Genomic DNA, 12408 nt, shown 5'->3' with positions numbered 1-12408 from the left:
GGTGAGAACAATCCGCCTGAGGTTCATTGTTTCTATTCGCTAATTGCTGCTTCTAAAGCCATTTCGATCATATCGTTAAACGTTGTTTGGCGCTCTTCAGCCGTCGTTTCTTCCCCTGTGAAAATATGGTCGCTCACCGTTAAGATCGATAATGCATGAACGCCGTATTTTGCCGCCAATGTATAAAGGGCGGTCGTTTCCATTTCTACCGCAAGGACGCCATACTCGGCTAATTTTTTCATAATATCTATATTGTCACGATAAAATACATCCGAAGAAAACACATTGCCGACCCGGATATGCAAACCTTTTTCGACGCCTGCTTCATATGCTTTTTTCAATAAATCGAAATTGGCGCATGGGGCAAAGTCAAATCCGGGAAATGTTTGGCGATTAATATTCGAGTCGGTCGTGGACGTCATCGCAATAATGACATCACGAACTTTTACATCTTTTTGAATTGCTCCGCATGTGCCGACACGGAATAATTTTTTTACTCCGTATTCACGGATCAACTCATTGACGTATATCGAAATAGAAGGAAGTCCCATGCCCGTTCCTTGAACGGAAACCCGTTTTCCTTTATATGTACCTGTAAACCCTAACATGCCGCGAACGTTATTATAACAATCGGCATCTTTTAAAAACGTTTCGGCAATATATTTTGCGCGAAGAGGATCTCCCGGCAGCAATATGCTTTCTGCAATTTCACCTTGCTTGGCACCAATATGTACACTCATCATAAACCGCTATCTACTGGTCAGACAGCGGCATTCACCTCCTAGAAATCATTTCATCCTTTTTATTTTAATCGAACAAAAAAGACATGACAATTTTTATCATGCGGATCAAACGTACAACTCATTCGTTGAGTTGTAAAATTCGTGCCACGCCTTTAAGCGAAGCTACGTTCGGTACTAGGAAAAGATAGTACTTACTTTCATGAACATTCCATTGTATCATTTACGTAAATCACCGGGGGGGCAATGAAAGGTGGGAGGGTTCATGAAGGTTCTTTCGCGAGAAGAACGCCAGCTTGTTTTTAAAGAAGAGCTGCAATTGTTAAAAATTCAAGGCTTTATAACAACAGAAGTATATAAACAGGTGCTAGAAGCGCAAAAGCGGCTTTGCGAAAAAGAGTATGAAGAAGAACAGGCCGCCAGAAAGGCTATGCCTGATCTAATGGTTCAAGCTCCGGCCGCAAAAGAAACTGTGCCTGTAAAAGAAAAGCGACGAGTGACTCCGGAGCAAATTCGTGAACGAAATATTATATGGGCGCTAAACATCGGTGTTCTATTATTATTAATCGGCGGGCTTTTTGTCGCTACAAGCAATTGGTCTTCGATGTCGGGCATGATGAAAAGCGGATCGATTTTGTCAGTCGCTCTTTTGTTTTTCGGCATTGCCTTTTTAGCCGAGCGTATATTGCATATTAAGAAGACATCGTTTGCATTTTTAGTTCTTGGCAGTTTGTTTTTGCCGATTTTTATTGTATCGATCGGCTGGTTTAAGGTTTTAGGACCATATTTATCGTTTTTCGGGGAAGGCCGTTACCTTTTAGGCTTTATTGGTTCGGCCGCTATTTTGCCTGTATATGTATCATTTGCCACGTTTATAAAATCGCGTTTATTTGTCTGGTTCTCGTTCGTTTCGTTAAGTTCCTCACTTGCATTTTTCGTCGCTTCATTTCAAATGCCGGTCGATGGATATTATTTAGGTTTGATGATCGGCAACGGGTTGTTGATGATAGGCTACCATTGGTTCAAAAAACGCCCGCAATATACGCTATTTACAAAAGAATTTATTTATTTTGTCCAGGGAAATTTAATTCTCTCGACACTTTTCATGTTATTCATATACAAAAACGGGCTTTTTCAAGGATTCAATATCTGGTTAACGGCGATCCTCTACTTATCGATGATCTACGTTTCAAGACAAAAAGAATATCATTTTGTCTTTAGTGCCATGGTTGTTTATGGGACCTACCAGGTTATTGAAAATATCGGCTTAAATGAATGGGGAGCGATTTTCTATGCACTGATCGGCATTGTATTTCTCATCGTTCCGAATGTCATCAATGATGAGTTTAAATTAAAGAAAGCTTTTCACTATACAAGTTCAATCGTTTCGGTATGTGCTTTTATATATATCAGTTTAGAAGGGATTTTATTAAACGGAAGCGAACCATCATTGCCGCTGCTTCTGGCTTATTTCATCATTGCCATTCATTTTACGTATTTGGCAAATCACATTCCTTTTCCATTGTTTCGTTACTTGAGCCCTGTTTTTATAACAGCGGGGTTGTTCGAAGGGGTCTTGCTCGCCAGCTCACTAATTGATGTTGAAACTGTTATATGGCCGCTCTTTATCAGTGGGGTGCTCCTGTTTCTATTGGTCGGTTATCAACTGAAATTTTCGCTGCTTAAGCCCATTCAGCAAAGCTCTCGAGATGTTTCGGCAGGTGTCATGATCTTTTCACTCATGCTTTCAGGCTTGCTATTAAAGCAATGGGAAGTTGGCGTTATGCTTCTATTGTTTGGCGCTTGCTCGCTTTTAATATACAAGGTTGATCAAAGAAGGATTTATCAAATGGGGTTGCCGTGGGTGATTCCGTTATCCTGGGGAGTTGCGTTTATTTCAATAATGGAAGAGCTCAGCCAAAGATCTTCCTTTTATCGGGAACATTTAGGCATAACGTTTCATCTCGTTACTGGAAGCTTCGTTTTATTTATTTGTCATTTTGGATGGGATAAATGGAAGCAAACGAAAGTGGGACAATCCTCATTTTATCTTGCGGTTGGCTTTTACACGATGGCAATATTGGCTGCATTAACACTTCCGATCAATGCGATGTGGGCTCGTCCACTAGTGATGGCTTTAGGGATCGGGATGTACAGCTATTGTTATCGGAAATTAAAGTTTGATTTCATTGCTTATGCCACCAGCATTACAACGTTAGCAACCTATTTGACGATTCTTTATGCCGTCGGGCGAAATGACCATCTTACTGGTGTTGCGGAGTCTTGTCAGTTAGAAGTTGGAGCGCTTCTATTATTCGCTATCGGCTGGAAGTTAAAACAAAAACCGGTACTGCAAAGAAGCTTCTGGTTGACGGCACATGGCTATTTGCCGCTCGCCATTTTGTTAACTGTTCTTTTTAATGGAGAAATAGCCGTATGGGGTCTGGGCCTTTCTGTATTGATCTATGCCTATTCGACCTATATCGCCCGCACGGAGTGGGTCATAAAAGTTTTATTATATAGCGCATTGACAACACTATTTTCAACCATTTTTACCGCTTTCATTTTCGGGGGTCTATTTAACAGATTACACTATTCTTTTTGTTTAACAACCCTTTTCATTTTTATTTTTTGGCTCGTTTCATCAAAAGTGTGGAAAAAGAGAATAACCTATTATTTTGTTCCGTTTGCACTTATTAGTATTTTAGTCTCGACGGTCACACCGTTCTTCGATGAGGTGGTATATGTTGTCATTCTTGGCATGACAGCTTGTTTAGCAGTCCTTCTCCATCAAATGAAATGGGATGTCATTGTTGTAGTCCCTTGTGGGTTTCTGTTCATTGCTACAATACTCGGGTTGAATGAATTCGGATTCGATCCAGGGCTAAACTTTTTACTTGTTGCCTGTTTTGGTGCCGTTCTATTAGTGATTGGCCGGCTACTTTATAAAAAAAATGTTGAGTTTGAAAATGGGTTGCTAAAAATGCTTGACGGCTATACGATCATCGGATTTGTCCATTTCGTCTACTTGTATTTGATCCAACCGGATATGATTTGGGTGAAGGCTCTGCCTGGAATATTCATTTCCGTTGCCATATGGCTGCAAACGAACCGGTTGCCTCTGAAATGTTCAAGATGGATCACTATTCTATCTGCAGCTTATTTATTGCAACCGTATTATTCCATTATCGGGGCTATCAATATACCTGATCTTATCGAGAGAGAAGTCTATGTCCTGCCGTGGGTCCCGTTAACGATTTTCTTAAGAATGTATATCGGCAAAAGCAAAAAACGGGTTGTAAACCGTACTGAATGGACGATTCTTCTCATCGTATCGCTGTTGTTAATCCAGGACGGTTTAGAAAGCTCAACGATTTATGATGCGTTGATCATCGGAACTTTATCGCTTTTGGCCTTACTTGCGGGGATGTTTTTCAGAATTAAATCTTACTTTTTCATCGGTTCGGGGGTGCTGTTGTTAAATGTATTTTTACAGACACGTCCGTATTGGGGAAACCTTCCATGGTGGGCGTATTTGCTCATTGCCGGTTCGATATTGATTCTTGTTGCCAGCCTTAATGAATGGCATAAGCAAAAAAGCAGCAAGGGAGAACAGACGGTGATCCATTGGTTGAAAAAGAACATCATTGAAAAGTTAAAGCGCTGGGATTAATTAGCGCCTGTCAGAAGAGGAATACGCAAATGTATTCCTCTTTTATTTTATAAAATAGGTTTCAGTCGCTAATTCAACAGGAAAATTTGGTTCGGGCCCAAATTGCTTTTGCAATTCTTGCTGTAGCATTTGCGCTAGTTGTTGGATTTGCATTAATTGCAGCACATTTGTATTCGTTTTTTGTTCAAAATGGTGAAAATCCATCGCAAGTAAAGGGTGTTGTTGCTGCAATAGGTTAAATTGCTGCACAGTAATTTGTTCGTCTAAATATATGGCTTGAGCAATCTGTTGGATTTGTTGCATGATTTCATTTGCTTTTTTCGCAAATCGTTGTTGCGTCATTTTACCGCCACCTTTTTTGAGTCGCTCCTTTTGTATAGACTGTCCATCTTAAGTTAATAGTATGAAAGAAACTTATCGTTTTTGGAGGAAATAGATGGATGAGTCAATGATTGTCGGGAAGAACCATCTTCGAGTGGATGCGTGGGAAAAAGTAACCGGAAATGCGAAATTTACAAATGATTACACGGCACCGGGGCTTTTATTTGCAAGATTAGTAACAAGCCCATTTGCCCATGCGAAAATAAAATCGATCGATACGTCACTCGCCTTGAAATTGCCGGGGACAAAAGCGGTTTTAACAGGACAGCACTTTCCTTTTTTAACAGGTTCACTATTAAAAGATCGTCCTGTTTTGGCGGTTGAAAAGGTGAGATATCACGGAGAACCGGTCGCTGTCGTTGTTGCTAAAAGTGATCATGAAGCAAAATTGGCAGCCGAAGCCATTCAGGTGGAGTATGAACCTTTGCCGGTTGTTAACACCGTATTGGATGCCCTCGCTGAAGGTGCTCCTTTAATCCATGAAAACTTAGGAATGTATAAAGTTGTAAAACCCGCGGCTCCTGAACCAAATACAAACATTGCCCACCGGCAAAAGATCAGGAAAGGAAACATGGAAAAAGGGTGGGCAAATAGCGAAGTTGTCGTTGAGGCAAGCTTTTCATATCCGAAATCGGACCACGCGGCAATGGAAACACGCTGTATCAGGGCCCAAATTTCAGCGGGTGGAAATGTAACAATTTATTCGGCTTCACAATCACCATTTGTCATCAAAAAATTAATCAGCCGTTATTTTAATGTCGATGCAGGAAAAATTACCGTTCATACCCCTTTTGTCGGCGGATCATTTGGCGGAAAAGCAGCAGTTTGCCTTGAATTTATTGCTTATATGGCTTCGAAAGCTGTGAACGGAAAAGAAGTCAAGCTTGTCATTTCAAGGGAACAAGACATGTTGAGTGCTCCATGCCATATAGGTCTTGAGGCAAAGGTTAAACTCGGCTGTACGAAAGACGGTCTTATTCAAGCGGCGGAACTTTCTTATTGGTTTGACGGCGGCGCCTACGCGGACCAGGGGTTGGCAATCGCAAGGGCAGGTGCGGTTGATTGCACAGGTCCTTATCATATCGAAAATGTTTGGTGTGATTCATTATGTGTCTATACGAATCGTCCCTATGCGACATCGTTTAGAGGGTTTGGCCATTCAGAGCTGATGTTCGCGATCGAACGGGCAATCGATATGATGGCAAAAAAATTGAATATAGATCCGCTCGTATTAAGACAAAAAAATGCGATTCGAGCGGGAAACACGACGCCGACACAAGTAGTGCTCACCAGGAGCAACATTGGTTCCCTGATAAAATGCCTATCCAGATTAAAAGAGATCATCAATTGGGACGAAGGTGCACGAATTGAAATTGATGAAAACAAAGTGAGAGCAAAAGGTATTGGATGTCTTTGGAAAGCTCCGACAAGCGCGCCTAATGCCACTTCGGGAGCCGTATTATCATTTAATAACGATGGAAGTGTGAACTTGAGCATCGGCGCTGTTGAATTAGGGCAGGGGACTAAAACCGTCCTTGCGCAAATTGTGGCGGAACGGCTAAAAATGGATATGAGCAAAGTACATGTTACGATGGAAGTTGACACACGTACGAACCCGGAACATTGGAAAACGGTTGCCAGCACGGCAACGTTCATGGTAGGAAATGCGGCACTTGAAGCAGTGAAGGATGTGATCGCACAGCTCCGGCAAGTTGGATCCGTCGCTTTAAGATGTTCACCGGAACAGTTGGAAGTTGGGTATGAAAAAGTATATTTAAAACATAACCCGAACATTTTTATCGAGATAAAAGATATGGCGGCGGGCTTTATGTTTCCGAATGGAAACGCAGTTGGCGGCCAACTTATCGGGCGGGGAAATTTCATCATGCAACATTTATCCCATTTAGATCCGACAACGGGGAGAGGCGTTCCGGGCCCGACATGGACGGTAGGAGCGCAAGCGATTGAAATTGAGCTTGATAAACGGGATTTTACGTACAAAATTTTAAGGGCTGCCTCTGTCATCGATGCGGGGAAAGTGATCAATTATAAAACCGCTGAAAGTGTAACGATGGGCGGGATGTGCATGGGGCTCAGCATCGCCAGCCAGGAAGGGTTTCAATTTGATTCAAATGGATTAGTCCAAAACCCCAACTTTCGCTCTTATAAATTAATGCGCTTGACTGATATTCCGGAATATATCGTTGAATTCGTCGAGACGCCGCAAATCGATGGGCCATACGGTGCGCGGGGGCTTGGCGAGCACGGTGTCATCGGCATTCCTGGAGCGCTTGCCAACAGCTTATCGATTGCGGTCGGGGGTGAACTCAACCGTCTGCCGCTGACCCCGGAAAATATATGGAAGCAAGTTAGAGGAGATAGCAAATGATCTCATTTGATTTTGATTATTATCAACCTTGTTCAATTGCTGAAGCTGTTTCGTTATATCATCAATTGCTGGCCGCAGGGAAATTACCTATCTATTATGCAGGCGGAACAGAAATTATCAGCATGGCGAGAATGAACCAACTTTTTACAAAAGCGGTTATTGATATTAAAACGATTCCGGAATGCAACGTCCTTCATGTGGAAGGCTCAAAACTCGTTATCGGATCAGCCGTTACGTTAACGCAAATTGAAGAAAGCAATCTGTTCCCTTTATTAAGCGAAGTATCGAAAAGAACGGCCGACCGTACATCACGGAATAAAATGACGATCGGGGGGAATATTTCCGGAAAACTTATGTATCGCGAGACGGTCTTGCCGTTTTTATTGGCCGACAGCCAGCTTGTTATTGCCGGGAATAATGGATTTAAAACCGTCTCGATTCATGAAGCATTTAATGAACGACTTCATTTGCAATCAGGAGAAATTCTCGTTCAGCTTATTACTGAACAGAGCTATAGTACACTTCCGTTTAAAACAGTTAAAAAAACGAAACAGTCTGCGATCGATTATCCGCTTCTAACATTGGCAGCGTTGAAAAAAGATGGGCAAATAAGAGCGGCGTTTAGCGGTGTTTGCCGTTTCCCGTTCCGTTTGACGGAGATTGAAAAAGAAATCAGCCAGAATCAAATGGTAGTCGATGAGCGGATTGATCGTGCCTTGAAACTTTTCCCTGCACCGATTTTAGATGACATTCAGGGGTCGAAGGAGTATCGAGAATTTGTGTTGCGAAATACGTTAGTAGAAATAATTGAATGGTTAGAGGGTGTTTCATAATGCCTGAAAAAAAAATGTACAACCTTTATGTAAACGATGAAGAAGCAAGTGTTGTTGCAAGGCCTTCCGATACATTATTACACGTTCTTCGTGATCAACTCGGATTAACCGGAGCGAAGCCGGGCTGTGAGAATGGCGATTGTGATGCATGCACAGTGCTTGTGGACGGCAAACCGATTAAATCTTGCTTAATGTTGGCGATAGAAGCAGAAGGAAAACATGTTAAGACAATTGAAGGATTGAAAAACACGCGTATCCAAAAAGCGTTCGTCGAAAATTGGGCGATCCAATGCGGCTATTGCACTCCCGGATTTATTATGAATGGGTTTGCGTTGTTGAATCAACACTCAAATCCGGACAGTGAGACGATCAACGACTGGCTGAGCGGAAATCTTTGCCGCTGCATGGGCTATGCGGAAATAAAGGCAGCCATAAAGTCCGTTATGACATCCGATCATGCCGACAAATCTTCATGACTGCCTTGTCGAGGCTGACCTAAAAAGCACTTTTTGGGTCAGCTTTTTTAAAGCTTATACTCATGTACGTTGACAATTATGCCGTCCAACAGTTACAGTTAAATTAAAGAAAAATAAGGCTATTAAGGTGGATGGAACTTGAGGATTTGCACACAATTTTCAATTAATGGTGAAATTTCAGAAGCTGCCTTTCACAAAGAGGGGGCATGCTAATGCATAAACAGACCAATAAGTACAACTTTATCCAAAGATTATATAGAGCTTTTCGATTAAACATCATTAAATTGCTTCGATCACCGGGTGGAGCAAGGAAAGTTTCATTGGGATTTGCAATTGGCTTCGGTTTAGAAATGGTTGTCATTTCAAGCGCCGCACTTGTTTATCTTCTCTTTTACCCCATTGTACGTCTTTCCGGAGGTTCATTTCCTGCAGCCATCATTGGCAACGTGATTGGCAAGTTATCATTTCTTCCTGTTATTTTATTACCGTTTGCAAAAAAACTAGGAGGGTGGATCTATCCTTCAAGAAATCGAGGTTCTGGCATTCATAAACACTCGATTTTAGAAATTTTCTCCGGCAATTTTGATGTGTTAAAAGATTTGTTGCACGGTGGTCTCCATGTCTTAATCGGTATGACAATCTTTGGAATTGTTCTCGGATTTGCTTCTTATTTTCCCGTTTATTATTTATACGAGAAACAGAGACAGCGCCGGATGAACAAAAAAAATTCAATCCCATTATAAAAACAGTTAATTTTGGCATTCAACGTTCAAAAGGTGTACCATTATGTGGTATACCTTTTTTCGATTGGCACTATCATAGTAAAAGAACATCCTATAACGAGGTGTTTACCATTCGCCGTTTAGAGATATTGTTTATTTTGCTGCTTATGATGACGGAATGTAGTTTGTTTTTTTCTGTTCATTCAGTAGGGACCAGCATCCTTTCTATCATTACAGTTACTGTCATGATTTTGCAGTTCATACTGGAAGGATACCGCTGGCAAATGCTGCCTTCAAATTTGACGGCATGCCTGTTTTTGATCGTAACGATCGGTAAAATCAATTGGCCACATCCATTGTTTGTTGTTGGATGGCTTCTAGGTGGTCTATCGATTGGTTTTACTCTTATAACTGCTTTAGGACTCCCGGTAATTCGGTGGCCAAAAGCGAGCGGACCTTATTCGGTCGGAACGACAACGATTGAATTAACTGATGGCAGCAGAAACGAAACGTTTGCTAATGGGAAGGGACCGCGAAGGCTAACAATCGAAGCCTGGTATCCGGCACTTCGCGATTTAAATGTAAATCGGGCATCTTATTTAGACCCGCATGATGGCATCGCTCGAGCTTTGGCAAAATTTCTGAACCTTCCTTCGTTTGTTTTTACCCATCTTTCTTTAATCAAAACTAATTCTTTTATAGATGCTAAAGTTTTAAGGAAAGAGGGCCCGTTCCCCGTTTTGATTTATTCGCACGGATTCTACGGATATACAAAACAAAATACGGTGTTAATAGAGGAGTTGGTCAGTCATGGTTATATTGTATTGAGCATTTCACATCCATACGAATCGCTTGCGGTTAAATTTCCTTCAGGAAGGGTCGTTACATATGATGAAGAATGGTTTATCCAATCAATTGAGGAAGATCAGCGAACAAAATCACTTGTCAATCACTATTTAAAGTGCCATGAGATGAAAGAAAAGGAGAAACTATTAAAGCAAATCGTGGAAAACTCGCCGCTAGCAGGGAAAAGCTTAACCATTTGGACGGAAGACACACGTTTTGTCATCGGCCAATTGCAAGTTCTTAATGATGATCCTCATTGCAGATTGTATCAATCGATCGATTATACAAAAATCGGACTATTCGGCTTTTCGTTTGGCGGGACGACGGCAACACAGGTGAGTATGATAGATGACCGAATTCGTGCGGGAATTGATATGGACGGGCTTCAATACGGCAAGCTATTCGGTCACTCCCTTTCCGTCCCTTTTATGTTTATGGAAAGCAGTTCATTTAAAGGACAAAATGACCCGTATTATTGCAAAACAAAAAACAATGCTTATCGTGTGAATGTTAAAAAAACAGGGCATTTTAACTTTACCGATTTCTCGCTGCTTTTGCCTATTTTAAAACTATTACGATTTTTTGAAGCGAAAGAGAATAGGCGATTAGGTCCGATTGATGGAAAAAGAATGATTTGCCTTACAAATGATTATATTCTTTCTTTTTTTAATGTTTATTTAAAAGGAGAAGATAAAACGAAATTAATGAGGCTCTCTAATCAATATCCGGAAGCCAAAATGGACATGAGAAGCGATTTGTATTCTTCTTCAAAAAATGAATCATATTAAGAGTAATGAAAAGGGGGTGTCATGTAATGGTGAAGGATCCGCGGCAGGGAAGGGAAGAAGAGATGGTACAAAATGTTCAGGAGTTCTCGAAAAATTCACTGCATTCAGCAAAAAAGAAAGCATCAGCAAATGATCCCGAATACATAAACATCTATTGGGACGAATGGCATGAATAGATATTCCTATTTTAAGAAGCACAGCAATATTTAAATTATTGATGCGCTTCTTTTATATTTACAGGTAAAAAATGATAAACTAGAGGATGGATTGTTGTCAAAAATTGTAGGAAGTTGTCCAAAAATCGAATAAAAATATAAAAAATACGATTATATCTCTTGATTACTCACCGTAATGGGTCTATATTTCTATATGGATAAGAAGTTTCTAGTAGTACGCGTTTATAATGAAAACATTTGTATTATGTTTTAACTTCTTAGAACTTCCTCAAAAACACTAGCTAAATAAACGCAGTTGGAGGTATCAAAAATGAACACTAATCGGCCAAATACTCCGAACCAGTGGGAGGAGTTTTACGGTCCTAACCTCGGATACGTCATTGAACTGTATGAGCAGTACAAGGACGATCCAGATTCCGTTGACCCCACATTCAAAGAATTATTTGAACAATGGGGAGCGCCAGCGCTAACAAGGGAAAATGACAATGCCGGAGTGATTCAAGCCGCAGGAATCACTGAAGCGGATATGATGAAAGTTGCTTCTGCTTTGAAATTAATGGAAAACATTCGTGCATATGGTCATTTGAGTGCGGAAATTTATCCGTTTGATGTGAAACGCCAAAAGAAAACGGAATTTCTTAATCCTGCTACATATGGATTAACGGAAAATGATCTACAATCCATTTCAGCAAAAATTCTCTGGTCGGATGCACCGAGTGATGTAAAAACTGGTCTTGATGCCGTCAATCGGTTGAAAGAACTCTATACAAAGTCACTATCATATGAGTTTAGCCATGTACATGAAGCGGAAGAACGAAATTGGCTAACCCATATGGTGGAATCGGGTTCCATCCAACGTTCGTTATCAAATGAAGAACGCGTTCACTTGTTGCGCCGGTTGACGGAAGTCGAAGGCTTTGAACAGTTTTTGCATAAAACGTTTGTCGGGCAAAAACGCTTTTCCATCGAAGGTGTCGATGTGCTTGTCCCGATGCTTGACGATATTATTTTTGAAGGGGTCAGAGACGGGGCAAAAAATGTGATGATCGGCATGGCCCACCGGGGACGTTTAAATGTGCTGGCCCACGTATTAGGCAAGCCGTATGAAATCATCTTTTCGGAGTTCCATCACTCCCCGAATAAAGAATTGGTTCCATCGGAAGGATCGAAAGGAATCAACTACGGCTGGACGGGCGATGTGAAATACCATCTCGGCGGAGTACGCGCGATCAAGGAATCGAATTCATTGGAAGCCCGCTTGACATTAGCCAATAACCCGAGTCACCTTGAATTTGTCAACCCTGTCGTTGAAGGGTATACGAGGGCAGCGCAAGAAGACCGCACATCAGCTGGATTCCCGCAACAAGATGTGCAAAAATCGTTT

At 41.3% G+C, this 12408-nt stretch carries 10 protein-coding genes; 8 read left to right on the top strand and 2 right to left on the bottom strand.

Features of this window, described 5'->3' with window-relative positions; translation table 11 throughout:
• Nucleotides 1–32 precede the first annotated feature (32 nt).
• The gene (gene deoD / locus H538_RS0111070) at nucleotides 33–740 is read right to left on the bottom strand and encodes a purine-nucleoside phosphorylase (protein ID WP_026677652.1); all 708 of its coding nucleotides are present in this window, start codon (nucleotides 738–740) and stop codon (nucleotides 33–35) included.
• Between the two features lie 265 nt (nucleotides 741–1005).
• On the opposite strand from deoD, the gene H538_RS0111065 reads away from it, so the two are divergent.
• Complete coding sequence (locus tag H538_RS0111065) at nucleotides 1006–4413, top strand: hypothetical protein (RefSeq protein ID WP_026677651.1); 3408 nt, start codon at nucleotides 1006–1008, stop codon at nucleotides 4411–4413.
• A gap of 42 nt (nucleotides 4414–4455) precedes the next feature.
• Here the strand turns inward: H538_RS0111065 and H538_RS23670 are convergent, their stop codons facing one another.
• Nucleotides 4456–4755: a hypothetical protein gene (locus H538_RS23670; RefSeq protein ID WP_051291442.1), complete on the bottom strand. Its 300-nt coding sequence runs from the start codon at nucleotides 4753–4755 to the stop codon at nucleotides 4456–4458.
• A gap of 106 nt (nucleotides 4756–4861) precedes the next feature.
• On the opposite strand from H538_RS23670, the gene H538_RS0111055 reads away from it, so the two are divergent.
• The 7 genes from H538_RS0111055 to H538_RS0111025 form a co-directional block, all read left to right on the top strand.
• On the top strand, nucleotides 4862–7183 hold the full coding sequence (locus tag H538_RS0111055) for a xanthine dehydrogenase family protein molybdopterin-binding subunit (RefSeq protein WP_026677650.1): 2322 nt from the start codon (nucleotides 4862–4864) through the stop codon (nucleotides 7181–7183).
• On the top strand, nucleotides 7180–8016 hold the full coding sequence (locus H538_RS0111050; protein ID WP_026677649.1) for an FAD binding domain-containing protein: 837 nt from the start codon (nucleotides 7180–7182) through the stop codon (nucleotides 8014–8016). Before H538_RS0111055 ends, H538_RS0111050 begins: the two co-directional genes overlap by 4 nt.
• Nucleotides 8016–8492 carry a (2Fe-2S)-binding protein gene (locus H538_RS0111045; protein ID WP_026677648.1) on the top strand — a complete coding sequence of 159 codons (477 nt, stop codon included), beginning with the start codon at nucleotides 8016–8018 and terminating at the stop codon, nucleotides 8490–8492. The genes H538_RS0111050 and H538_RS0111045 overlap by 1 nt, the downstream gene beginning before the upstream one ends.
• Nucleotides 8493–8704: 212 nt before the next feature.
• Nucleotides 8705–9235 (top strand): DUF2062 domain-containing protein, encoded by a 531-nt coding sequence (locus tag H538_RS0111040; RefSeq protein WP_026677647.1) that lies wholly within the window; start codon nucleotides 8705–8707, stop codon nucleotides 9233–9235.
• A 164-nt stretch (nucleotides 9236–9399) separates the two neighbouring features.
• Nucleotides 9400–10848 (top strand): alpha/beta hydrolase family protein, encoded by a 1449-nt coding sequence (locus H538_RS0111035; RefSeq protein WP_161627202.1) that lies wholly within the window; start codon nucleotides 9400–9402, stop codon nucleotides 10846–10848.
• 26 nt (nucleotides 10849–10874) lie between these two features.
• A complete protein-coding gene (locus H538_RS26100; protein WP_154657959.1) occupies nucleotides 10875–11024 on the top strand; it encodes a hypothetical protein in 150 nt (49 codons plus the stop codon).
• Nucleotides 11025–11334: 310 nt separating this feature from the next.
• The coding region (locus H538_RS0111025) for a thiamine pyrophosphate-dependent enzyme (RefSeq protein ID WP_026677645.1) at nucleotides 11335–12408 on the top strand (1074 nt) is incomplete at its 3' end.

It is taken from the genome of Fictibacillus gelatini DSM 15865, assembly GCF_000430745.1.
Classification (GTDB): Bacteria; Bacillota; Bacilli; order Bacillales; family Fictibacillaceae; genus Fictibacillus_A; species Fictibacillus_A gelatini.
This window is presented reverse-complemented; position numbering and strand designations above follow the sequence as displayed.

What these genes read in the sequence shown, in the direction of transcription:
- H538_RS0111065 (WP_026677651.1), top strand. Translation starts at nt 1,006, where the DNA reads ATGAAGGTTCTTTCGCGAGAAGAACGCCAGCTTGTTTTTAAAGAAGAG.
- H538_RS23670 (WP_051291442.1), bottom strand. Translation starts at nt 4,755, where the DNA reads ATGACGCAACAACGATTTGCGAAAAAAGCAAATGAAATCATGCAACAA.
- deoD (WP_026677652.1), bottom strand. Translation starts at nt 740, where the DNA reads ATGAGTGTACATATTGGTGCCAAGCAAGGTGAAATTGCAGAAAGCATA.
- H538_RS0111055 (WP_026677650.1), top strand. Translation starts at nt 4,862, where the DNA reads ATGATTGTCGGGAAGAACCATCTTCGAGTGGATGCGTGGGAAAAAGTA.
- H538_RS0111045 (WP_026677648.1), top strand. Translation starts at nt 8,016, where the DNA reads ATGCCTGAAAAAAAAATGTACAACCTTTATGTAAACGATGAAGAAGCA.
- H538_RS0111050 (WP_026677649.1), top strand. Translation starts at nt 7,180, where the DNA reads ATGATCTCATTTGATTTTGATTATTATCAACCTTGTTCAATTGCTGAA.
- H538_RS0111040 (WP_026677647.1), top strand. Translation starts at nt 8,705, where the DNA reads ATGCATAAACAGACCAATAAGTACAACTTTATCCAAAGATTATATAGA.
- H538_RS26100 (WP_154657959.1), top strand. Translation starts at nt 10,875, where the DNA reads ATGGTGAAGGATCCGCGGCAGGGAAGGGAAGAAGAGATGGTACAAAAT.